The organism is Pseudomonas gessardii (assembly GCF_001983165.1).
In the GTDB taxonomy this organism is placed as follows: Bacteria; Pseudomonadota; Gammaproteobacteria; order Pseudomonadales; family Pseudomonadaceae; genus Aquipseudomonas; species Aquipseudomonas gessardii.
Window position 1 is genome coordinate 17505 of record NZ_MNPU01000053.1, and the last position, 23256, is coordinate 40760.

Consider the following 23256-nt stretch of genomic DNA (forward strand, 5'->3'; position numbering starts at 1 on the left):
CAGGCCATGAGGGCCTGATGAGAAACAGGAAAAACTGATGAACAAGACTGCCCCCTTCAAACGCGTACTGTTGTTGAGCCTGGCCCTGAGCGGTGTGGCCCAGGCCGACCAGACGGTCCTGATCGGCCTGGCCGGGCCCTTGACCGGCCCGTCGGCGCGGATCGGCAAAGACCTGGAGAACGGCGCGCAACTGGCCATTGACCAGGCCAACGCCAAGCATCCGAAAATCAACGGCGAAGCGGTCACGTACAAACTGGTTTCCGAAGACGACCAGTCCGACCCACGCACCGCCGTCACCGTGGCCCAGCGCCTGGTGGACGAAGGCGTAGTCGGCGTGGTCGGTCACTGGAACACCGGCACCAGCATCCCGGCCGCGCGGGTCTACCATGACGCCGGGATTGCCCAAGTCGCGCCAGTGGCCACCGGTCACGCCTATACCCAGCAAGGTTTCGATACCAGTTTCCGGATCATGGGCCATGACGATGACGGCGGCCAGGTCGCCGGCGACTACGCGCTCAAGACCCTCAAGGCGCAGCGTATCGCCGTGATCGACGACCGCACCGCATTCGGCCAGGGCCTGGCGGACCAGTTCGTCAAATCCATCGAGGCCGGTGGCGCCAAGGTGGTTGCCCGTGAATACGTGGACGACAAGACCATCGACTTCAGTGCGGTGCTGACCAATATCCGTGGGCAAAACCCCGACCTGATCTTCTTTGGCGGCGTCGACTCCCAGGCTGCACCGCTGGCCCGACGCATCAAGCAGTTGGGGATCAAGGCACCGTTGATGGGCGCGGGCGGCTTTGTCAGCCAGACCTTCCTGCAACTGGCGCAGAACGAAGGCGAGGGCGTGATCGCCCTGGAGCCGGGCCTGGCCGTGGCACAGATGCCGGGTGGCAAGGCCTTTGAAGGCGCCTACAAGGCGCGTTTCAAGAGCAATATCGAGCTGCATGCGCCGTTTGCCTATGACGGTGTCGGCGTGCTGATCGCCGCCATCGAACAGGCCAACTCCACCGACCCGCAGAAGTACCTGCCGGTCCTGCGCGCCATCAGCTATCCGGGCGTGACCGGGACCCTCGCGTTCGATGCCCAGGGCAATCTACAGAACCCGTCGTTCACCGTTTACCAGGTCAAGGCCAATCAATGGCAACCGGTAAGCGTGGCTGGCGGCAAAAAGTAACGCGCTGGATCTAAGCGTAGGAGCGTCCCAAGTGGGGGCTGTCTCACCCGGCGAGACAGCTCCTACATGTGGAGCACCAACATTGGATCTTCGTAGCCATTTGAATGAGGCATGCAATGAGCAAACTCGAAGGTGAACTGGGCATCCTGGCCCGCCGGCGCATCGAAGCCGAGATCATCAAGCCGATCTACGAAATCCTCGTGCGCGAGCAGGGCAAGGCCTTTGCCGCAGCGGTGATTGGCGAAGCGGTGGGCAACGCCGCGATCCAGGCCGGCAAGCATTTTGCCGCCCAGGAAGAGCAGGGCGCCGACCTCAAGAGCTTCGTTGAGCTGCAAGTGCTGTGGGAAAAGGACGACGCGCTGAAAGTCGAGATCATCGCCAGCGACGCCGAGCATTACGACTATGACGTCAAGCGCTGCCGCTATGCCGAGATGTACCACGAGATGGGCCTGGGCGAGATCGGCCACCTGTTGTCGTGCAACCGCGACGAGCTGTTTATCGTCGGCTACAACCCCAATATTGAATTGACGCGCACCCAGACCATCATGGGCGGCGCGCCAAGCTGTGACTTCCGCTACCACGCCAAGCCCCGGGAGCCGCGCTCGTGAGCGCCCTGGCCCGGGTCAACGGCGAGCGCCTGTGGGACTCGCTGATGGAAATGGCGCAGATCGGCGGCACGCCCAAGGGCGGCGTCTCGCGCCTGGCCCTGACCGACGAAGACCGGCGCGGCCGCGACCTGTTCGTGGCCTGGTGCACGGCGGCCGGGTGCAGCATCCGTGTGGACGCCATGGGCAATATCTTCGCCCGCCGCGCCGGCCGGCATGAGCACCTGGCCCCGGTGCTGACCGGCTCCCACGGTGACTCGCAACCGGCGGGCGGCAAGTTCGATGGCATCTACGGCGTACTCGCCGGCCTGGAAGTGCTGCGCACCTTGAACGACCTGGGCATCGAGACCGACCGGCCGATCGAGGTGGTCAACTGGACCAACGAAGAAGGCTCGCGCTTTGCCCCGGCGATGATTGCTTCGGGGGTGTATGCCGGGGTGTTTGACCTGGAGTACGGCTTGTCCCGCGAAGACAAGGCCGGTGTGAGCATCGGCCAGGCGCTGCAACAGATCGGCTACGCCGGCCCGCACCCCGTGGGCGGCCAGGCGGTGCATGCGGCGTATGAACTGCATATCGAGCAAGGCCCGATCCTTGAGGCCCAGGACCTGACCATCGGTGTGGTCACCGGCGCCCAGGGCCAGCGTTGGTATGAAGTCGAGCTGAGCGGGCGCAGTGCCCATGCCGGCACCACGCCCATGGATCACCGCCTGGATGCACTGCTGGGTTTTGCCCGGGTGGTGGAGGCGGTCAACCAGATCGGCCTGGCCCAAGGCGCCGAAGGGCGGGCAACGGTGGGCATGGCCAATATCTTCCCCAACTCGCGCAACGTGGTGCCGGGGCGGGTGTTTTTCAGCGTCGAGTTCCGCCATCCCGATGAAGCGGTGCTGGCCGTGCAGGATCAGCAACTGCACGCAGCAGTGGCGCGCATCGCCGAGGGGATTGGCTTGCAGGCCAGCGTCAAGCAGATCTTCCAGTACGCACCGATTGCCTTCGACAAAGACTGCGTGGACGTGGTGCAGGCTGCGGCCGAGGCCTTGGGCTATAGCCATCGGCGCATGATTTCCGGAGCCGGGCATGATGCCTGCTACCTGAACCAGGTCGCGCCGACGGCGATGATTTTTGTGCCGTGTGTGGATGGCTTGAGCCATAACGAGGCGGAAGAGATCCACCCGCACTGGTCCACAGCGGGGGCGGATGTGTTGTTGCAGGCGATTCTGGCTTCGTCAGGCGAATAGGCTGAAGACCTGATCCCACATTCAACCTGTGGGGTCTTGCCCTTACTCCCGCACAAACAGCCTGCTCATCACCTGCAACAGCCGATCATCCGCGCCAGCGGCGCCAATCACCTGCAACCCCACCGGCATGCCCCTGACGTGCCCCGCCGGCAGGCTGAGCGCGGGGAGGCCGGTGAGGTTCCAGGCACTGGTATAGCTGAGCACGGCGGCGCGTACATCAATGTCCTGTTCGCCCACCCGCACCTCGCGTGCATTCACCTCGGTCGCGGTAATCGGCACGCTGGGCGAAACCAGCAAGTCATACTGTTCGAACAGGCGCGCCATCGCCGCTTTGTACTGCGCCTGGCTGGCCTGTGCGCGAATGTATTGCCAGCCTCTGACTTCCTCCGATACCTCAAGACGCTCGCGTACCTCCTGTTCAAACTTATGCGGCGCATCCCGCATGCGTTCGGCATGCACCTCGAAGGCCTCGGCACGTTGCAGTGTCAGCAGGGTGTCTTTCATGCCCGCCGCCAGGTGGTGCAGTTCGTCGGTCTCCTGCAGTGCGTCGCCAAACAGCTGCTGCGCCGCCCCATAGACCTGCTGATGCACATCGGCGTCGACCGGGCCGAAGCTGGGGCAAGTCATCCAGCCAACCCGCAGCGGCTGCGGGTGGGTTGCAGGCGTACCGGCGCGTCCGGCCAACACCTCGAACAACAGGCGCGCATCTTCGACATGGTTGGCGATGGGGCCTACGTGGTCGAGACTCGATGACAGCGGGAACACCCCGTCCACCGGCACGCAGGCAAACGAGGGCTTGAAGCCGACCGTGCCGCACAAGGCCGAAGGGATCCGGATCGAGCCGCCGGTGTCGGTACCCAGGGCCAGCGGCACCATGCCGCTGGCCACCGCCGCCGCACTGCCGGCGCTGGAGCCGCCAGTGATGCAACGGGCATCCCATGGGTTGCGTGCAGCACCTTGCAACGAGCGGTCGCCGGTCGGGCCGTAGGCAAATTCGTGGGTCAGGGTCTTGCCGATAATCACCGCCCCGGCTTCGCGCACCCGCTGTACGCACAGGGCATCGCGGTCCGGCTGGAAACCCTCGAAATGCGCGGAGCCGTAGGTGGTGATGTAGTCAAACGTGTCGATGTTGTCTTTGACCGCGACCGGCATGCCGTGCAGCGGGCCCAGGTCCAGGCCTTGGGCCAACAGCGCGTCGGCCTTGCGCGCCTGGGCCAGGGCGACGCAGGCATCGACTTGAACGAACGCATTTAATCGCGGATTCAAGCGCTCGATGCTGTCCAGGGCGGCTTGCGTCAGCTCGACACTGGTCACGCTGCCAGTCCGCAGGCGCGCGGCCAGCGTGATGATCGACTGACCGCAAAAATATCCAGCGTGGGTAGGCTTCACCGGGCTCATATAAACAACTCCATCAAACAGCTGCAGGTACAGAGGGTGGGGCGACCTGGCGACCGCCTGGGCGCACCATCAGCATCGCGCTCATGCCCAGCGCCGTGGCCACTGCGGCGGCCACGAACATCGACGAATAGCCGTAATGCACGGTCAGGTAGCCCGTGAGCATCGGGGCGATAAACGAAGCGGTGTTGGCGATAAAGTGCGTCATGCCGCTGTAGGCGCCAACCCGATTGGACGGCGCAGTGTCGATCACCACGGCCCAGTAGACCGAGTTGGGCAGGGCGTTCAAGGCGTTGGCCAACGTCATCAAGGCAATCACGCCCCAGACGGTCTGGGCCTGGGACACCATGATGAAACACAGGGTTGTCAGCAGCAGGCAGGTCGCGGCCAGCCAACTGCGGGCGACTTTCAGGTTGCCGGTGCGGCGCAGCAGCCAGTCCGATATTTTGCCGCCCAGCAGCACGGTGAAGCAGGCGCCGGTCCACGGGATCATGCCCATGTACCACAGCGACGACAGGTTGTAGTGGAACTCATCCTGCAGGTATTTGGGGGTCCAGGTCAGCAGCAGGAACGTCACGTACACAAACGAGAAGTAACCGATGGCATTGAGCAGCAGGTCCTTGTTCTTGAAGAAGTGCCAGACCGGCGCGACGCTGGTGGTGGGGGTCGAGGCATTGGCGGCTTCGGCGCGCTCTCTACGCAGGAAGTCGAGTTCGGCCTTGGACACCCGCGGGTTTTCATCCGGAGTGTTGGTGAAACGGGTCATGAAATAGATCAGCAGCGCCAGACTGGCCACGCCCAGCACCACGAACATGCTGCGCCAGCTGCCGGTCAGGGTTTGCAGGCCCACGGCCACTGGTGCGGTGAGCAGTGCCCCCAAGGGGGTGCTGAGCAGGCCGACCGAAACCACAAAACCGCGCTCCTTGGGCGTGGCCCAGTTGGCCACGCTCTTGTTGATCACCGAGTACGCCGGACCTTCGGCAAACCCGAACATCACGCGGATCGTGGCGAAACCAGCCATGGCCGAGCCGCCGAGGAACGCCAGCCCGAAGTCACCGGCAAAGGCCGTGGCAATTTCAAAGATCGACCACGTGGCGCCGGCGATCAGCCAGATGCGCTTGGCACCAAAACGGTCGGCCAGAATGCCACCGACCAATGCCCCCAGGATGTAGCCGTAGCCGAAGTATCCCAGCACGTTGCCCCAGTCGGCCTTGTCGAAACCGTACTCGGGCAGAATGCTCGCCGACGCATAGGCAATCGCGCCGCGGTCGATGTAGTTGAGCAGTGCCATCAGCATGATCAGGAAGAAAATCTGGTAGCGGAAAGACGGGATAGCGGGGCTGTTCATAAGGATCTGACTCTTCAAAATGATGGCAGAAGTCAAAAAGTCGGCCGCGTCCGGCGTATTTTTTATTGTTTGCCCAAACGTTTGGGTTGGCGAAATGTAAGGCTCGTAAAAATTTTAGTCAAACGTTTGGGTAAAAATTTACCTGCGGCTGCGACACGCCCGTTCGGGTAGAATCTGCGCGCTAAATATCAGACAGTTGGAAGCCTCTCCACCATGCCGAGCCCATCTCGCCCTGCCACCCTGAAATCCATGGCGACCGCACTGGGCGTGCATGTGTCCACGGTGTCCCGGGTACTCAATGGCGACCCGGCCGGGGTCGAGCGAGCGGCCTCGGCCGAAGTGGTGGCGCGCATTCGTGCATTGGCCAAAGAGCTGGATTACCGGCCGAACACCCAGGCATCGAGCCTGAAGTTGCGCAAAAGCCAGGAAATCTGTGTGCTCATGCCCAGGCTCACCGACCTGGTGATGGCGACCATTTATGACAGCATCGACAGTGCCGCCGAACAGGCCGGCTACCTCACCTTCGTTTCCAATACCGACGACCAGCAGCCACGCCAGATGGCGCGTGCCGAGCACGCCTTGCGCCGCTCGGTGGCCGGGCTGATCGTCGGTGACTCCCATGTGGGCGAAAGCCAGCCGCTGCTCGACCTGTTGACGCGCAAGCACATCCCCTACGTGTTGGTCAGCCGGCAGATTGCCGGGCATCTGGCGGCGTGCAGTGACGATGAGTTGGGCGGCTGGCTGGCGGCGGAGCACTTGTACCAATTGGGCTGTCGCGATGTGGCCATTCTGGCGGGTGAGCGGCACGCCTCGACCGGGGCGGATCGCACCCGTGGGTTTACCCGCTATTACCGTGAGCAAGGCATCACGCTACGCCCGGAGTGGACGCTCAATGGTCCTTTTGACAGCCTGACCGGGCATCGCCAGGGCGAGTATCTGCTGAGCCTGAACCCACGGCCCCAGGCGTTTTTTGCGGTCAATGACTTCCTGGCCATCGGCCTGATGGGCGCCGCGCGTGACAAGGGCTTGATGCCGGGCAAGGACATTGCTGTAGTGGGCTTCAATGACATACCGCTGGCCAATGAACTGATGGTTCCCCTGACCAGCGTGCGCCTGCCCTTGGCAGAGATGGGCCGCCATGCGGTTGAACTGCTGCTCAAGCGCATCGAGGGCGAGGCTGTCGAGTCGATCAAGGTGGCGCCGCAGCTGCAGGTGCGGGCGAGTTCGTCTTTGTTGCGCTGACGTCAAAAATGTGGGAACGGGCTTGCCCGCGATTCAGCGGTGGTCCAGTCACTCTCTTTGATGACAGGTACACCGCCATCGCAGGCAAGCCAGCTCCCACATTTGATGGGTGGTGTGGCCAAAACGCTGTGCCCGGCCAAGATCCCCTGTGGGAGCGGGCTTGCCCGCGATTCAGCGGTGGTCCAGTCACTCTCATTGATGACAGGTACACCGCCATCGCAGGCAAGCCAGCTCCCACATTTGATTTGTGGTGGGGCCAAAATCATCTGCTCCAGTGAGATCCCCTGTGGGAGCGGGCTTGCCCGCGATGGCGGCAGTTCAGTCACTGTTGCTGGCGGCTGACCCACCGCCATCGCAGGCAAGCCAGCTCCCACATTTGATGGGTGGTGTGGCACAAAACTCTGTGCCCGGCCAAGATCCACTGTGGGAGCGGGCTTGCTCGCGAAGGCGGTGGTTCAGTCACTGAATTTATCGACTGACACACTGCCTTCGCGAGCAAGCCCGCTCCCACAGGGGGATTGTGGACGGTCAAAAGCCGCGGTATTCAATCAGCGAAAAAACTCCCCTGGCGTCGCATCAAACTGCTGGCGAAACGCTGCGATAAACGCCGAAACCGATTCATACCCACAGCCCAGCGCTACATCCGTCACCCGTTCCCCGCGTTCCAGGTCGGGCAGGGCGCTGAGCAGTCGCAGCCGTTGGCGCCAGGCGCGATAGGTCAGGCCGGTATCGCGCAAGAACAACCGGCTCAAGGTTTTCTCACTGACCCCTAACTTCTGGCTCCACTGCCCCAGGGTCGTCGCCTGTTCCGGGTGCAGGCTCAGGCTGCGATAGATCTGTCGCAGCCGGCTGTCCACAGGCAGGGGCAGCATCAGGTCAACCTGCGGCGCGGCGGCCAACTGGTCCAGCAGCACCAGGGCCAGGCGCCCGTCCGGGCCGTCTTCGGCATATTCCACCGGCAGTTCGCTGAAACGGCGGATCAACTCGCGCAGCAGGTCGCTTACCGCCAGGACCTGGCAACGTTCCACGGCCCAGGTCGTCACGCTGCAGTCCAGGTACAGGCTGCGCATTTCGGTGTGGGGCGAGCTGAACACGCGGTGGGGCACTCCCGCCGGGATCCACACCGCGCGCTGCGGCGGGGCGACAAAGCGCCCGGCACTGGTGTGGATTTCCAGTACCCCGCAGATCGCGTACGACAACTGCACCCACGGGTGGCTATGGCGGCGGGTCAGGGCGCGGTTGGGCAGGGATTCGGTGCGGCCATACACCGGGCGCGGCAGGCTGGCGAGCCCGGGGATGCTGCGGCGAACGGCCTTTTCATGTCCTTTTGGCGGCATTTACTGGCTCATTGGCGTTAGTCGGTAAGCAGCCGTTACGTTAGAGTCGCCACGACGCCCTGGCAACCCCTGGAAGAACAGCTAATGAAACGCCCCCGGTTTTTACCTGATAACTTCACCCTGATCCTGATTGCCACGGTGGTTCTCGCCTCCTTGTTGCCGGTCAGCGGCCAGGCCGCCGTGGCGTTTGGCTGGGTGACTAACCTGGCCATCGCGCTGCTGTTTTTCCTGCATGGCGCCAAGCTGTCGCGCCAGGCCATCGTCGCCGGTGCCGGGCACTGGCGTTTGCATCTGCTGGTGTTCAGCCTGACCTTCGTGCTGTTCCCGCTGCTGGGCCTGGCGCTCAAGCCGCTGTTGTCGCCGATGATCGGCAAAGACCTGTACATGGGCATGCTCTACTTATGTGCGTTGCCGGCCACGGTGCAGTCGGCGATTGCCTTTACTTCCCTGGCGCGGGGCAATATCCCGGCGGCGATTTGCAGCGCGGCGGCGTCCAGCCTGTTCGGTATCTTCCTTACGCCGTTGCTGGTGGCCTTGTTGCTCAATGTGCATGGCGACGGCGGCTCCACGGTGGATGCGATTCTCAAGATCAGCGTGCAATTGCTGCTGCCGTTTATTGCCGGGCAGATCGCCCGACGCTGGATCGGTGCGTGGGTGGGGCGCAATAAAAACTGGCTGAAATTCGTCGATCAGGGTTCGATCCTGCTGGTGGTCTACGGCGCCTTCAGCGAGGCGGTCAACGAAGGCATCTGGCACCAGATCCCCCTGTGGGAGCTGGGCGGCCTGGTGGTGGCCTGCTGCATCCTGCTGGCGCTGGTGCTGATGGCTTCCGCGCTCTTGGGCAAGGCGTTCGGTTTTAACCAGGAAGACCGCATCACCATCCTGTTCTGCGGCTCGAAAAAAAGCCTGGCCACCGGGGTGCCAATGGCCCAGGTGTTGTTTGCCGGCAGCACCATGGGCGTGCTGATCCTGCCGCTGATGCTGTTCCATCAGATCCAGTTGATGGTCTGCGCGGTACTGGCCCAGCGCTATGCCAAGCGCCCGGAGTCGATTCCCGAGATCATGGCGCAAGTCGATCCCTGAGCCATCGTGTTACTATTTTTCGGCGCCGCTCAAGGGCAGGCATCGGGCCGTCAGGATCGGCGCGCAACTGAGTAAAACGACCTGTCGATGAGTACTTCCACCACCACACCTCAAGCCAACTGGCAGCCGGTCATCGCCCTTGCGCTGGCGGCCTTTGTGTTCAACACCACTGAGTTCGTCCCGGTCGGCCTGCTCAGTGCCATCGGCGCCAGCTTCGACATGCCGATCGCCCGGGTCGGCCTGATGCTCACCATCTATGCCTGGGTGGTGTCATTGACGTCGCTGCCGGTGATGTTGCTGACCCGCAACGTCGAGCGGCGCAAGTTGCTGATTGTGCTGTTCGGCATGTTTATCGCCAGCCATATCCTCTCCAGCGTGGCCAACAGTTTTGGCTTGTTGATGGTCAGTCGCATCGGCATTGCCTTGTCCCATGCGCTGTTCTGGTCGATCACCGCCTCCCTGGCGGTACGCCTGGCGCCGCCGGGCAAGCAGGTGCAGGCGCTGGGCTTGCTGGCCACGGGCACCTCACTGGCGATGGTCCTGGGCATTCCTTTGGGCCGTCTGCTGGGCGAGGCCATGGGCTGGCGCACCACCTTTATTGTGATCGCCGGGTTTGCCGCTGTGCTGGTGTTCTGGCTGGCGCGCACCTTGCCGCTGTTGCCGAGCCAGAACTCCGGCTCGCTGCGCAGCCTGCCGATGCTGTTCAAGCGCCCGGCGCTGGTGGCGCTGTACGTGTTGACGGCCATGGTGGTCACGGCCCAGTTCACCGCCTATAGCTATATCGAACCCTTCGTCGAACGCGTCGCGGGCCTGGGGGGCAATGCGGTGACCCTGGTGCTGCTGGTGTTTGGCGGGGCGGGGATCATGGGGTCGTTACTGTTCAGCTTGCTGCACCGTTTCAACCCTTACCGCTTTTTGCTGGTGGCCGTGTCGGTGCTGGCGCTGTGCCTGGGGCTGTTGTTGCCGTTGAGTGGTGACGTTTCGTACCTGGTGGTGCTGAGCGTGTTCTGGGGCATGGCGATCATGGCTTTTGGCTTGGCGCTGCAGTCCAAGGTCCTGGTGCTGGCACCGGACGCGACCGATGTGGCGATGGCGATGTTTTCCGGGATCTACAACATCGGCATCGGCGGCGGCGCGCTGCTGGGCAGTTGGGTCGGCGGGCATTTCGGCTTTGCCTGGATTGGCGCGGCGGGGGGCTTGCTGGCGGTGGCGGCGCTGGGGTTGTACTGCCTGTCGATTTATCGGTTTGGGCAGGGTGGACCACGCGAATAAGGTGAGCGGCGTTCGCAGCAGCCAGCTCGCCAGCGATGGCGTCCACAGGAGCGCCATCGTTGTGTCAGCCCATCAGAACTGCGGCGTGTACTTCACACTGAACATCACATTGCGCGGATCGCCGTAGAAGTTGTTGCCATTCAACTGGTTGTACCCTGAGGCGTAGTAGGTCTTGTCGAACAGGTTGTTGGCATTGACCGCCAAGCCCACCTCCGGCGTCATCTGATACGCCAGCCGCGCGTTCCAGACCGTGTAGCCCGCCACGTCATAGTTGTACTCATACCCCAGGGTATGGCTCTGGGTGGTAAAGCCCAACCCGGCGCTGACCTTGCTCCAGTCGCCACTGAACTGGTAGTCGCCCCACACCCGCAACATATGCTTGGGCGTCCACTGGCTGAATACCTTGCCCTTGTTATCCCGGTCCTCAAGGTACTTGGTGGTGTTGTAGGTATAGCCGGCAAACAGTTGCAGGCCGCTCAACACTTCACCGCTGATTTCAGCTTCCAGGCCCTGGCTGCGGACTTTGCCTGAGCCTGTGGCGCAGTACGTGCCGCCGCAGATTTCACCCAGGGAGTAGTCGGTGATCGCACGGTTTTCCTGGTCGTAGCGGAACAGCGCCAGGGAGGTATTGACCCGCCCGTCCAGCAGTTCGCCCTTGAGCCCGACTTCGTAGTTGCTGCCAATCACCGGCTTGACCACCGCACCGCTGAGGTTGCGCTGGGTCTGTGGCTCGAACACGTCGGTGTAGCTGGCGTACACCGCCCACTCGCGGCTCAGGTCGTAGACGATCCCGGCGTAGGGCGTGACTTCGCCGGTTTCGTTGGTGGTGCTGGGGTCGTTGACGGTGGTGGCGTGGGTTACCGCCGCGATGCCCGAGGAGGTATAGCTGTAGTCATACCAACTGACACGGGCGCCGAGTACCAGGGTCAACGGGTCGATGGGCTTGACGCGCCAACTGCCATACAGGCCTTTTTGGCGGATGTCGTATTTGCTCGGTGTTGCACTGCCGCCGGGGGTGTTCATCAGACCCTCGTAGCTGATTTCGGGGCGGTTGTTGTCGATGTCGAAGATGTTGTCGGTGCTTTTATTGAAGGTCCGGGCAATGATGTCGTTGGACGTGTATTTGGAATAGTTGCCGCCCAGCGTAATTTCCTGGGCCATGGACAGTGCTTCGAAACGCCCGGTGAGGTGGGTGTCCAGGCCGATCTTGGTGCCGTCGAAATCGGTGTACCAATCGGCATAGGTCAACCCGGTGCCGTCGGCGTTGATGCCGTTGCCGGTACTCTGCACGCGCTGGTGGGTGGAGGTGTTTTCTTCGCTCATGCGCACCGCGCCGACCTTGAACTTCCAGTCGTCGTTGAAGCGATGCTCCAGGTCGGCATACAGGGTGGTGACGTCGATCTGCGAGTGGTTCCAGCGCGAGCCGCTGAAGGTGGAGCGTGACAGGTCAATCGACTTGCCCGTGCTGTAGCGCGGCAGGCCCCGCAGCATCGGCCGGGATTCGGCATTGGTGCGGCTGACGGCCAGGCCCAGGGTGGTGTCTTCCTGCAGGTCGAAGTCCAGGGCGCCGTACAGCGAGTGGGTCTTGCTCCATTCGTAGTCGATGAACGAATCGCTCTGGTCTTCGTCGGCCACCATCCGCCCACGGATCGTGCCGCTCTGGTTCAGCGGGCCGCCGGCGTCCAGTTGCAGGCCGTAGTGGTCCCAACTGCCGGCCTTGGCGGTAAGGGCCACGGTGGGCGCCGTCTGCCCGCGCTTGCGCACCAGGTTGATTGCGCCACCGGGGCTGCCGGTGCCCTGCAGCAGGCCGGAGGCGCCGCGCAGTACTTCCAGGCGGTCGAAGAAAATCATGTCCTGGGTCGCCCAGTTGCCCAGGGCGTAGGTATTGCGCGGGATCGGCACGCCGTCGTACTGCCAGTCGTCGATCTGGAAGCCGCGGGAGGTGATGATCATGCCTTTGCCCACACCTTGCACGCCCACCAGGCCGGTGGTGTGGTTGACGGCGTCCTTGAGGTCGACCAGGTCCTGGTCATCCATTTGCTTGCGGGTCATCACCGTGATCGACTGGGGGATTTCCTTGAGGGTGTGGGTGCCCTTGCCGATTGTCACCGCGCGTGCGGCGTAGGAACCGCTGCCTTCGGTGGTGGTGGGGTCGATGCTGTGCTCGACAATCGAGGTCACGCCCAATTGCAGCGCGCTGCCCGTGTCGGTGGCAGGCTCGACGCTGAAATTACCTTGCTCGGTGATGCGCAACTGCAAGCCGCTGCCCGACAACGCACGGTCCATGGCCTGTTCGGCCGGCATCTGGCCAATCACGGCATTGGCCTGCTTGCCCTGCACCAGCACCGGGTCCAGGGACACAATGCGCCCGCTCTGGCTGGCAATGGCGTTCAGCGTTTGCGCCAGCGGGCCGGCCGGCAGGTTGAAAGACAGGCTTTGCGCCTGCACCAGGGCAGGGCTCGCCAGGGTTGCCAGGGCAACGGCGACAGAAAGGGCGTGGGGCCAAGGGTTGAGCACAGCATTCTCCTGAAGGTGTGGACGTGTCAGGAGATAGGTGGGACGAAAAATGAAAACCGGACACAAATAAGAGTTATTTGCATAAAAAATGTTGCCCGGGTTATTTGGCGCGAATCAGGGTCAGCCACGGGCTGTAGTGATCGACCCGGATCGGCAGGGTTTCGGCCAGGGCGCCGAAGGCGCGGTGCGGGTCGTTGAGGGGGAACACCCCCTGCACGCGCAAGTCGCGCACCTGAGGATCGACGCGCACAAAACCACGGCTGTACGGGCGCAGGGCGTTGACCACCTGTTCCAGGGAGTCGTCCAGCACACTCAGGTGCCCGGCGAGCCAGTCGGCCCGGAAGCCCTGGTTGCCGGCCAGCGGCTCGATGCGATCGGCCTGCAGCATTACGGCTTGGCCCTCCAGCACGGTGCGCTGCACGCCGTTGCGCAGGGTCGCCTGCACCGAGTGTTCCAGCACCACCAGCCGTGTAGCCTGCGGTTCCTGGCTCACCAGGAAGCGCGTGCCGAGGGCCTGGATGCTGCCCTGGGCAGTGCGCACGCGCAGCGGCCGTTGCGCGTCGGCCGCCACCTGAATCACCAGTTCGCCGTGGCGCAGGATGATCAGGCGCTGGTGTGGGTCGAATTGCACATCCACCGCGCTCTGCGCATTCAGGCTCAGGCGGCTGCCATCGGCCAGGGTGAATGTCTGGCGCTGGCCGCGCGCGGTGTGCAGGTCGGCCAACAGGTTGTCGCCCAGCGGGCTGCGCGCCGCCAGCCATAGGCCGCCGCCCAGCAGTCCCAGGCCGCCGATGGCGCGCAGCACGTCACGCCGCGAACCATGGGGCTGCAACAGCACTTGCCGCGCTTCACCGGGCAGGCGTTTTTCGAGGGTGCGCAGGGTGTTCCACGAGCCGCCCAGGCGCTCCTGCAAACGGGCCCAGGCCTGGGCGTGAGCCGGGTCCAGGGCCAGCCAGGCATTGAAGCGCTCCTGCATCCGCGCATCCGGTTTGCCGGCGCGCAGGCGCACCATCCAGTCGATGGCCTGCTCGCTGACCGGGTCCAGGCGCGCCTTGCTCACGGGGCCAGCTCGGCCAGGTAGCACTGGCGCAGGGCCTGTTTCATGTAGCGGCTGACGGTGCGCTCGGACAACTGCAACTTGCGCGCAATCGCCACGTAACTCATGCCGTCCAGCTGGCTATAAAGGAACGTGGCCTTGACGATCAGCGGCAAGCCGTCGAGGGCACGGTCAATCGCCACCAGGGCCTGGATCAGTTGCAATTGGTCTTCGGGGGAGGGCGCCAAGGCTTCGGGGGCAGCGGCCAGGCGTTCCAGGTAGGCGGTTTCCAGACGGCTACGGCGGTAACGATCAAAAATCAGCCGGCGTGCAATGGTCGAGAGATAGGCCCGGGGTTGCTCGATGCTGTCGGGGTCGACCCGGGCGGCGAGCATCTGGCAGAAGGTATCGGCGGCGGTGTCTTCGGCATCGGCATGGTTACGCACGCGATGCTGGATATGTTGCAGCAGCCAACGGTGATGGTCGTTGAAAAAGAAGCCCAGCTTGCGGATTGGAGGTGACTGCACGGGTCGACTTTCTCAGGGTGGTATTGTGAATCGTTCTCAATACTACCTTTTGTGCGAGGGGGGGTGCAACAACCGGTAGTTGTAGGAGCGAGCTCGCTCCTACATAAAACGGCATTCCAGCTCTACAGGGCCGGTTGTGCGCAGCCATCCAGCGCCTGGTCGACCATTAGCTGCACGCCTTCGAGCATCCGGCAAAGGCCCAGCGCCACGCTGCGGTGCGTACCGTCGACTTCAAAGGCCAGGTGCGTGGCGATCACGTTGATCGACGCCAGGTCTTGCGAGGCATTGATCAGCAGGGTTTCGGCGTCCAGGTCGGTGCGCACGGTAAATAATGCTGCTGACGCCGGGTCGCTGGGTTGAGCGGTTGGGGTGGGGGGCTCGGGGTGCAGATAGTGGTTGATCGCACGATCCGCCGCATCGCGCAGAAGACTGGCATCGTAGCTGGGTGGGGGGTTGGGGCTGTGTTTGATCATGGTGAAGCTCCTGGTAGGTGGAGCTGCCACCGTTCGCGGTCAAACGAGTAGGGTGGCAGCTGTACGCGGGTTGACCGACCGGAAACCAGTGATTCCGGCATACCCGAAGGTATCCCGCGCACAGCTGCCGCGACACGATACATCAGACATAAGAAAAACGCCTGAAATAGGTCTGGGGTGCTGTAGCGTACTGGTTTGGTCGGACGGTCAAATCCGGCCGCTGATTTGGCAGCGGCAACGGGAAGGTTAGTCAGCACCTTTCCGAGGGACAACCTGAAACGGATGTAGGAAGCATCTGGTGCGCCAGCGTTAAGGTGCGCAGATCCCACAAACACCAATAAACCCTGTGGGAGTTGTCGAGCTTTAGCGAGGCTACGATAGCGGTGGGTCAGCCAGCATCAATGCCAGCAGTACCGCCGCCATCGCAGCCTCGCTGGAGCTCGACAGCTCCCACATTGATTTGGGCCAGATGGCATTGCGTGTTCGCTGTAGGACGCCAGCATTAAGGTGCGCAGATCCCGCAAACACCGACAAACCCTGTGGGAGTTGTCGAGCTTTAGCGAGGCTACGATAGCGGTGGGTCAGCCAACATCAATGCCAGCAATACTGCCGCCATCGCCGCCTCGCTGGGGCTCGACAGCTCCCACATTAATTTGGGCCAGATGGCATTGCGTGTTCGCTTTAGGACGCCCGCGTTAAGGTGCGCACATCCCACAAACACCGATAAACCCTGTGGGAGTTGTCGAGCTTTAGCGAGGCTACGATAGCGGTGGGTCAGCCAATATCAATGCCAGCAGTACCGCCGCCATCGCAGCCTCGCTGGGGCTCGACAGCTCCCACATTAATTTGGGTCAGCTGGCATTGCGTGTTCGCTGTAGGACGCCCGCGTTAAGGTGCGCAGATCCCACAAACACCAATAAACCCTGTGGGAGTTGTCGAGCTTTAGCGAGGCTACGATAGCGGTGGGTCAGCCAATATCAATGCCAGCAATACTGCCGCCATCGCAGCCTCGCTGGGGCTCGACAGCTCCCACATTGTTTTGGGGCAGCGTTAATAGCGTGCTCGCTCCAGAGCCCCAGCGTTCAAAGACGCAGATCTCGCAAACACCGATAAACCCTGTGGGAGTTGTCGAGCTTTAGCGAGGCTACGATAGCGGTGGGTCAGCCAGCATCAATGCCAGCAGTACTGCCGCCATCGCAGCCTCGCTGGGGCTCGACAGCTCCCACATTGTTTTGGGGCAGCGTTAATAGCGTGCTCGCTCCAGAGCTCCAGCGTTCAAAGACGCAGATCTCGCAAACACCGATAAACCCTGTGGGAGTTGTCGAGCTTTAGCGAGGCTACGATAGCGGTGGGTCAGCCAGCATCAATGCCAGCAATACTGCCGCCATCGCAGCCTCGCTGGGGCTCGACAGCTCCCACATTAATTTGGGCCAGCTGGCATGACGAGTTCGCTGTAGGACGCCCACGTGAATGTGCGCAGATCCTGCAAACACCGATAAACCCTGTGGGAGCTGGCTTGCCTGCGATAGCTTAGGCACTGGCAACATTGATATCCGCCCATGCAACGATCCGGGCAATGTTTTTGATCGCTCCCACAGGACGTGGGAGCGATCCGTCAATCAAGACGCTATCAGGCGATAGCATCCCAGGCGCGGTCGCCTTTTTCGTCCTTGATACGGGTCGGCAGGCCCATCACGTCCAGTGCCTTGAGGAACGGCTCGGCTGGCAGTTCTTCAACGTTGGCCATGCGTTGCACGTCCCACTCGCCACGGGCCACCAGCAGCGCAGCGGCTACCGGTGGTACGCCGGCGGTGTAGGAGATGCCCTGGCTTTCGGTTTCGGCAAAGGCGTCTTCGTGGTCGGCCACGTTGTAGATGAACAGCTCGCGTGGCTGGCCATCCTTGGTGCCCTTGACCAGGTCGCCGATGCAGGTCTTGCCGGTGTAGCCCGGTGCCAACGAGGACGGGTCAGGCAGCACGGCCTTGACCAGTTTCAAAGGCACCACTTCCAGGCCTTCGGCGGTGGTGACCGGTTTCTCGGAGAGCAGGCCGAGGTTGTTCAGTACGGTGAACACATTGATGTAGTGTTCGCCAAAGCTCATCCAGAACCGCACGTTGGGCACGTCGAGGTTTTTCGACAACGAGTGCACTTCATCGTGGCCGGTCAGGTACAGGTTCTGTGAACCCACTACCGGCAGGTCGTCGGTACGTTTTACTTCGAACATGGTGTTGCTGGTCCACTGGCTGTTCTGCCAGCTCCACACCTGCCCGGTGAATTCGCGGAAGTTGATTTCCGGGTCGAAATTGGTGGCGAAATATTTGCCGTGGCTGCCGGCATTGACGTCGAGAATGTCGATCGAATCAATGCGGTCAAAATGCTGTTGTTGCGCCAGCGCCGCATAGGCGTTGACCACTCCTGGGTCAAAACCCACACCGAGGATCGCAGTGATGTTCTTCTGCTTGCATTCCTCCAGGTGGTTCCACTCGTAGTTGCCGTACCACGGCGGGGTCTCGCAGACCTTGCCCGGCTCTTCGTGGATGGCGGTGTCGAGGTAAGCCACGCCGGTATCGATGCAGGCACGCAGTACCGACATGTTGAGGAAGGCGGAGCCGACGTTGATGACGATCTGCGATTCGGTTTCGCGGATCAGTGCCTTGGTCGCTTCCACGTCCAGGGCGTTCAGGGCAAAGGCCTGGATCTGCGCGGGTACCTTGAGGCTACCCTTGGCCTTGACGCTGTCGATGATGGCCTGGCATTTGGAGATGTTGCGCGACGCGATAGCAATACGACCGAGTTCGTCGTTGTGCTGCGCGCACTTGTGGGCCACCACCTTGGCGACACCTCCTGCACCAATGATAAGAACGTTCTTTTTCAATTGCTTTATCTCTCCTTTATCTGTCCGCTTTACGAAAGGCTGGACAGGTAGTCGTCGTAACCAAATTCACGAACCACTTCGACTGTACCGTCGAGTTGTTTCACTACGATGGACGGCATTTTCAGGCCGTTGAACCAGTTTTTCTTGACCATGGTGTAGCCTGCCGTGTCGATGAACGACAGTCGATCGCCGATGGCCAGCGGCTGATCAAATTGATATTCGCCGAAGATATCACCGGCCAGGCACGACTTGCCGCACACCATGTAGGTGTGTTCGCCATCGCTTGGCGCCAGTTTGGCGTTGAGGCGATAGATCAGCAGGTCCAGCAGGTGGGCTTCGATGGAGCTGTCGACCACGGCGAGGTTTTTGCCGTTGTACAGAGTGTCGAGCACGGTCACTTCCAGGGAGGCGCTGTTGGTGATCGCTGCTTCGCCGGGTTCCAGGTACACCTGCACGTCGTACTTCTGCGAGAAGGCCTTGAGGCGCTGGCAGAACGCGTCGATGGCATAGCCTTCGCCGGTAAAGTGGATGCCGCCGCCGAGGCTGACCCAGTTGACCTTGTGCAGCAGTGCGCCGAAACGTTCTTCGATGGTGTTCAGCATCTGGTCGAACAGGTTGAAGTCACCGTTCTCGCAGTTGTTGTGGAACATGAAGCCGGAGATCTGCTCGATCACGCCTTCGATCTTCACCGGATCCCACTCGCCCAGACGGCTGAAGGGGCGCGCCGGGTCAGCCAGCAGGTAATCGGAGCTGCTCACTTGCGGGTTGACGCGCAGGCCGCGGGTCTTGCCCTCGCTGCGCTCGGCAAAGCGCTGCAGCTGGCTGATGGAGTTGAAGATGATCTTGTCGCAGTTGTCGAGCATCTCCTCGATCTCATCGTCGGCCCAGGCCACGCTATAGGCGTGGGCTTCACCTTCGAACTTCTGGCGACCGAGCTTGAGCTCGTACAGCGACGAGGACGTGGTGCCGTCCATGTATTCCTGCATCAGGTCGAACACCGACCAGGTGGCAAAGCACTTGAGCGCCAGCAGCGCCTTGGCGCCGGACTGCTCGCGCACGTAGGCGATCTTCTGCATGTTGACCAGAAGCTTCTGTTTGTCGATGAGGTAATACGGGGTTTTGATCATTTTTCAGAGCCTGCGGCGGAGCCTGCCAAAAAAGGACAGGCATTGTGCCCGCACTTGCTCAGGATCGAAAGGTTAGTCAGCGGAATTTGCAGGCTTGGGCCTACAGGCCACTCAGGTATTGGTCAGCAAATGGGTCCATAACCCTGTGGCCAGGCGGTCAGGCAGTGGTTTAGTCGCCAGGCGCACGCTTGATCGTCACGCGTAAACCCTTGTCATGGCCCCAGTGGAACCTATAGCGCCGAATTACGACGTAATGGGAAATACATCGCTGCTGGAGCTACGACTTTGACTGTCCAACTGAACGCTCACTTATCTGTCTATCCACCGGACTACCTGCCCAACGAGAACGCCGATCAAACTGCCAAGGGGGAGGTTGCTGCGTCTTCCAGGCAAAAGCGTGGGGTGGCGTCAGCTTCGGCGTTATGGCCACAACACTCAGTCATAAGAATTTCCCTGATGGGCATGAGTAAAGCGCAAGAAGAGTTTACCAAAGCCAACATCAACAAATGGGCGCCTCACGTCAATCTGCACTTTGAGTTCACTGACGCCGCCGACGGGGATATCCGGATTGCCGCAGACAACGATATTTCCGGTGGGCATTCGTACTTGGGTACCCGCTCGCTCTATGTACCGCCCGACAAACCTACAATGGTCATCGGCCTCAAGGGTGGGCCGAATGCTTATAACGCCGGTACGATCCAGCATGAGTTCGGTCATGTTTTGGGGTTGCAACATGAACATCAGCACGAAAACAATGATTTGGATATCAATTGGTCCGAAGTCAAGAAAACCTACATGGATAAAGGTGGGGAGAAAGAACTAAAAGCGAATTTTGGGCCGTTGGTTTCCGATGTTGTGTCATCTGACTATGATCGTAAATCCATCATGCATTATGGTTTCAATTCATCCTGGCTCAACAGTGGAGATGCTATTGGGGACAACAATGAGCTCTCCGAGGGTGATATCAACTTTGTCCGCTCGCTCTATCCACCCGAGGTCAAGAAAAAACCAGTTTCTGCCAGTTGGTGGGACTTCCGTCACGTTCAGCCGTCTCCATAAAACGCCTGGGGCAGGTCGATCATGAGCGATATTCGTGATCATCTACAGTAAAATGAGTTTGTCTCATTATGACCCGCTGCCGACAATAGCTCCCATACCAACACATTGGAGTTTTTGTCATGGCTGTCGCTCATTCCCTTGGATTTCCGCGCATTGGACGCGATCGTGAACTGAAAAAAGCGCAGGAAGCGTTTTGGAAGGGTGAGCTGGACGAAGCCGGTCTGCGCGCCGTCGGCCGTGAATTGCGGAAGACCCACTGGGACTTGCAGAAACAGGCCGGCATCGAGTTGCTGCCGGCTGGGGATTTTGCCTGGTACGACCAGGTGCTGACCCACTCGCTGATGTTTGGTGTGATCCCCGAGCGTTTCCGCCCGGCTGACGGGCATGCCACCCTCAAGACCCTGTTTGCCATGGCCCGTGGCGTCAGCGACAGCTGCTGCGGCGGTGCCCACGCCCAGGAAATGACCAAGTGGTTCGACACCAACTACCACTACCTGGTGCCTGAATTCAGCGCGGACCAGCAGTTCCACCTGGGCTGGGACCAATTGTTCGAAGAAGTCCAGGAGGCCCGCGACCTGGGGCACACCGTCAAGCCGGTGGTGATCGGGCCGCTGACGTACCTGTGGCTGGGCAAGGCCAAGGGCGGTGACTTCGACAAGCTCGACCTGCTCGACCGCCTGCTACCGCTGTACGGGCAGATCTTCCAGCGCCTGGCGGACCTGGGCGTGGAATGGGTGCAGATCGACGAGCCGATCCTGGTGCTGGATCTGCCCCAGGACTGGAAAAACGCGTTTGAACGCGCCTACAACCTGATCCAGCGTGACCCGCTGAAAAAACTGGTCGCCACTTACTTTGGCGGGCTCGAAGAAAACCTCGGCCTGGCGGCCAACTTGCCGGTCGATGGCCTGCACATTGACCTGGTGCGCGCACCTGACCAGTACCCGACGATTCTCGACCGTCTGCCGGCCTATAAGGTGCTGTCCTTGGGGGTGGTCAACGGTCGGAACGTCTGGCGCTGCGACCTGGAAAATGCCCTGGCTACCTTGCAGCACGCCCATGAACGCCTGGGTGATCGCCTGTGGGTTGCGCCGTCCTGTTCGCTGCTGCACAGCCCGGTGGATCTGGGGCGTGAAGACAAGCTCGACGCCGAGCTGAAAAGCTGGCTGGCCTTCGCCGTACAAAAGTGTGAAGAAGTCGCGGTGCTGACCCAGGCCATCAACCAGCCCGAAGCGCCGAACGTGCTTGCTGCCTTGGCCCAAAGCCGCGCCGTGCAAGCGGCCCGCGGGGCCTCGCCGCGTATCCACAAACCGGCGGTCCAGGCCCGCGTGGCGGCTATCACCGCCAAGGACAGCCAGCGCCAGTCGCGGTTTGCCCAGCGCATCGCCCAGCAGCGCGCCGGCCTCGACTTGCCGCTGTTCCCGACCACCACCATTGGTTCGTTCCCGCAGACCGCGTCGATCCGCCTGGCGCGCCAGTCGTTCAAGGCCGGCAAGTTAAGCGAGGCCGAATATGTCGAGGCGATGCACAGCGAGATCAAGCACGCCGTTGAAGTGCAGGAAAACCTTGGCCTGGACGTGCTGGTGCACGGTGAAGCCGAACGTAACGACATGGTCGAGTACTTTGCCGAACAGCTGGACGGCTATGTATTTACCCGCTTTGGCTGGGTGCAGAGCTATGGCTCTCGCTGCGTGAAACCGGCGGTGATCTTCGGCGACCTGAGCCGCCCGAAAGCCATGACCGTGGAGTGGATCCGCTATGCCCAAGGCCTGACCGACAAGGTCATGAAGGGCATGCTGACCGGCCCGGTGACCATGCTGATGTGGTCATTCCCCCGCGAAGACGTGAGCCGCGAAGTGCAGGCCCGGCAACTGGCGCTGGCGATCCGTGACGAAGTGGTGGACCTGGAAGCGGCGGGCATCAAGATCGTACAGATTGATGAAGCGGCGTTCCGTGAAGGCCTGCCCCTGCGCCGGGCCCAGTGGCAGCACTACCTGGACTGGGCCACCGAAGTGTTCCGCCTGTGCGCCTCGGGTGTGCGTGACGCAACCCAGATCCATACCCATATGTGCTACAGCGAATTCAACGACGTGATCGAGTCCATCGCGGCGATGGATGCCGACGTGATCACCATCGAGACTTCCCGTTCGGACATGGAACTGCTGGACGCGTTCGAAGCCTTCGCTTACCCGAACGACATCGGCCCGGGGGTCTACGACATCCACTCACCCCGGGTGCCCGACGCCTCGGAAATGGCCAACCTGCTGCGCAAAGCCGCCCAGCGCATCCCGGCCGAGCGCCTATGGGTCAACCCCGACTGCGGCCTGAAGACCCGCGCCTGGCCGGAGACGGAAGCGGCGTTGATTCACATGGTTACAGCTGCCCGGCAATTGCGCGCTGAATGGGCGTAACTGCGGCTGACACAAATCCCATTGTGGGAGCGGGCTTGCCCGCGATAGCGGCAGTCCAGTGACTACTTCTGGCAACTGACCCACCGCCATCGCAGGCAAGCCAGCTCCCACATTTGAATTGTGGCGGTACCCAAATTCTCTACCACACGCAGACCCCTGTGGGAGCGGGCTTGCCCGCGATAGCGACAGCCCATTCACTGCTTCTGGCAACTGACCCACCGCCATCGCAGGCAAGCCAGCTTGTATGGTTAGACTTGTAGGGGTGGTGGGACTAAAAGCCAGCATCTGACTCTAGCCAGTACAGACCGTGGGAGACTTCGTCCCACCCCTTCACCAAAGCGCCGATAAGGAATGCATCGGCCATGACCGACGATAGAAGCAAGCCAGCGCAACGGTGAAGCCCCGACAAGCCCGTAAACCCTAACCCGGAGCTTTTCTCATGGCAATGACTGTCTCGCAATCAATCATTGGAGTGGATGTCGCTAAAGCCGAAGTAGTTGTTTATCAAAGTGAAACTGCTGAAACAAAGATCGTATCGAA

17 protein-coding genes are annotated in these 23256 nt (G+C 61.6%); 8 read left to right on the forward strand and 9 right to left on the reverse strand.

What is annotated here, in order from left to right:
- Positions 1–37 precede the first annotated feature (37 nt).
- The 3 genes from BLL38_RS25265 (at position 38) to BLL38_RS25275 (ending at position 3017) form a co-directional block, all read left to right on the forward strand.
- Positions 38–1177 (forward strand): branched-chain amino acid ABC transporter substrate-binding protein, encoded by a 1140-nt coding sequence (locus BLL38_RS25265; protein WP_076964774.1) that lies wholly within the window; start codon positions 38–40, stop codon positions 1175–1177.
- A 116-nt stretch (positions 1178–1293) separates the two neighbouring features.
- Entirely contained in the window at positions 1294–1785 is a 492-nt protein-coding gene (locus BLL38_RS25270; RefSeq protein WP_057438692.1) for an L-2-amino-thiazoline-4-carboxylic acid hydrolase, read from the forward strand.
- Positions 1782–3017 (forward strand): Zn-dependent hydrolase, encoded by a 1236-nt coding sequence (locus BLL38_RS25275; protein ID WP_076964775.1) that lies wholly within the window; start codon positions 1782–1784, stop codon positions 3015–3017. Before BLL38_RS25270 ends, BLL38_RS25275 begins: the two co-directional genes overlap by 4 nt.
- 42 nt (positions 3018–3059) lie before the next feature.
- On the opposite strand, the gene BLL38_RS25280 is transcribed toward BLL38_RS25275, so the two are convergent.
- Both BLL38_RS25280 and BLL38_RS25285 read right to left on the reverse strand, forming a co-directional pair.
- Positions 3060–4415, reverse strand: a complete 1356-nt coding sequence (locus BLL38_RS25280; protein ID WP_076964776.1) for an amidase — start codon at positions 4413–4415, stop codon at positions 3060–3062.
- Between the two features lie 13 nt (positions 4416–4428).
- Positions 4429–5760, reverse strand: a complete 1332-nt coding sequence (locus tag BLL38_RS25285; protein WP_076964777.1) for an MFS transporter — start codon at positions 5758–5760, stop codon at positions 4429–4431.
- A 213-nt stretch (positions 5761–5973) separates the two neighbouring features.
- Between BLL38_RS25285 and BLL38_RS25290 the strand changes: the two genes are divergently transcribed.
- The gene (locus tag BLL38_RS25290; protein ID WP_076964778.1) at positions 5974–7002 is read left to right on the forward strand and encodes a LacI family DNA-binding transcriptional regulator; all 1029 of its coding nucleotides are present in this window, start codon (positions 5974–5976) and stop codon (positions 7000–7002) included.
- Positions 7003–7550: 548 nt separating this feature from the next.
- Here the strand turns inward: BLL38_RS25290 and BLL38_RS25295 are convergent.
- Positions 7551–8339 carry an AraC family transcriptional regulator gene (locus tag BLL38_RS25295; RefSeq protein WP_076964779.1) on the reverse strand — a complete coding sequence of 263 codons (789 nt, stop codon included), beginning with the start codon at positions 8337–8339 and terminating at the stop codon, positions 7551–7553.
- Between the two features lie 84 nt (positions 8340–8423).
- Between BLL38_RS25295 and BLL38_RS25300 the strand changes: the two genes are divergently transcribed.
- Both BLL38_RS25300 and BLL38_RS25305 read left to right on the forward strand, forming a co-directional pair.
- On the forward strand, positions 8424–9422 hold the full coding sequence (locus BLL38_RS25300) for a bile acid:sodium symporter family protein (RefSeq protein ID WP_076964780.1): 999 nt from the start codon (positions 8424–8426) through the stop codon (positions 9420–9422).
- Positions 9423–9509: 87 nt separating this feature from the next.
- Positions 9510–10694 carry a sugar transporter gene (locus BLL38_RS25305; RefSeq protein ID WP_057959876.1) on the forward strand — a complete coding sequence of 395 codons (1185 nt, stop codon included), beginning with the start codon at positions 9510–9512 and terminating at the stop codon, positions 10692–10694.
- 72 nt (positions 10695–10766) lie between these two features.
- Here BLL38_RS25305 and BLL38_RS25310 read toward each other — a convergent pair whose 3' ends face one another.
- The 6 genes from BLL38_RS25310 to BLL38_RS25335 all read right to left on the reverse strand — a co-directional run bounded on the left by BLL38_RS25310 (position 10767) and on the right by BLL38_RS25335 (position 19249).
- Positions 10767–13211: a TonB-dependent siderophore receptor gene (locus BLL38_RS25310; protein ID WP_076964781.1), complete on the reverse strand. Its 2445-nt coding sequence runs from the start codon at positions 13209–13211 to the stop codon at positions 10767–10769.
- Between the two features lie 100 nt (positions 13212–13311).
- The gene (locus BLL38_RS25315; RefSeq protein ID WP_076964782.1) at positions 13312–14271 is read right to left on the reverse strand and encodes a FecR domain-containing protein; all 960 of its coding nucleotides are present in this window, start codon (positions 14269–14271) and stop codon (positions 13312–13314) included.
- Entirely contained in the window at positions 14268–14774 is a 507-nt protein-coding gene (locus BLL38_RS25320) for a sigma-70 family RNA polymerase sigma factor (RefSeq protein WP_057438686.1), read from the reverse strand. The genes BLL38_RS25315 and BLL38_RS25320 overlap by 4 nt, the downstream gene beginning before the upstream one ends.
- Positions 14775–14896: 122 nt before the next feature.
- Positions 14897–15247: a DUF6124 family protein gene (locus BLL38_RS25325; RefSeq protein WP_057959872.1), complete on the reverse strand. Its 351-nt coding sequence runs from the start codon at positions 15245–15247 to the stop codon at positions 14897–14899.
- Positions 15248–16877: 1630 nt separating this feature from the next.
- Positions 16878–18122 (reverse strand): saccharopine dehydrogenase family protein, encoded by a 1245-nt coding sequence (locus BLL38_RS25330; protein ID WP_057438684.1) that lies wholly within the window; start codon positions 18120–18122, stop codon positions 16878–16880.
- 29 nt (positions 18123–18151) lie between these two features.
- The gene (locus BLL38_RS25335; protein ID WP_057438683.1) at positions 18152–19249 is read right to left on the reverse strand and encodes a carboxynorspermidine decarboxylase; all 1098 of its coding nucleotides are present in this window, start codon (positions 19247–19249) and stop codon (positions 18152–18154) included.
- A gap of 285 nt (positions 19250–19534) precedes the next feature.
- Between BLL38_RS25335 and BLL38_RS25340 the strand changes: the two genes are divergently transcribed.
- Entirely contained in the window at positions 19535–20308 is a 774-nt protein-coding gene (locus tag BLL38_RS25340) for a M12 family metallopeptidase (protein WP_076964783.1), read from the forward strand.
- Between the two features lie 119 nt (positions 20309–20427).
- The gene (gene metE / locus BLL38_RS25345; protein ID WP_057959871.1) at positions 20428–22716 is read left to right on the forward strand and encodes a 5-methyltetrahydropteroyltriglutamate--homocysteine S-methyltransferase; all 2289 of its coding nucleotides are present in this window, start codon (positions 20428–20430) and stop codon (positions 22714–22716) included.
- Positions 22717–23256 lie beyond the last annotated feature (540 nt).

Excerpts from the sequence above, each read along its gene's own strand:
- BLL38_RS25265 (WP_076964774.1), top strand. The coding sequence starts at position 38 with ATGAACAAGACTGCCCCCTTCAAACGCGTACTGTTGTTGAGCCTGGCC.
- BLL38_RS25270 (WP_057438692.1), top strand. The coding sequence starts at position 1,294 with ATGAGCAAACTCGAAGGTGAACTGGGCATCCTGGCCCGCCGGCGCATC.
- BLL38_RS25280 (WP_076964776.1), bottom strand. The coding sequence starts at position 4,415 with ATGAGCCCGGTGAAGCCTACCCACGCTGGATATTTTTGCGGTCAGTCG.
- BLL38_RS25285 (WP_076964777.1), bottom strand. The coding sequence starts at position 5,760 with ATGAACAGCCCCGCTATCCCGTCTTTCCGCTACCAGATTTTCTTCCTG.
- BLL38_RS25290 (WP_076964778.1), top strand. The coding sequence starts at position 5,974 with ATGCCGAGCCCATCTCGCCCTGCCACCCTGAAATCCATGGCGACCGCA.
- BLL38_RS25295 (WP_076964779.1), bottom strand. The coding sequence starts at position 8,339 with ATGCCGCCAAAAGGACATGAAAAGGCCGTTCGCCGCAGCATCCCCGGG.
- BLL38_RS25300 (WP_076964780.1), top strand. The coding sequence starts at position 8,424 with ATGAAACGCCCCCGGTTTTTACCTGATAACTTCACCCTGATCCTGATT.
- BLL38_RS25305 (WP_057959876.1), top strand. The coding sequence starts at position 9,510 with ATGAGTACTTCCACCACCACACCTCAAGCCAACTGGCAGCCGGTCATC.
- BLL38_RS25325 (WP_057959872.1), bottom strand. The coding sequence starts at position 15,247 with ATGATCAAACACAGCCCCAACCCCCCACCCAGCTACGATGCCAGTCTT.
- BLL38_RS25335 (WP_057438683.1), bottom strand. The coding sequence starts at position 19,249 with ATGATCAAAACCCCGTATTACCTCATCGACAAACAGAAGCTTCTGGTC.
- metE (WP_057959871.1), top strand. The coding sequence starts at position 20,428 with ATGGCTGTCGCTCATTCCCTTGGATTTCCGCGCATTGGACGCGATCGT.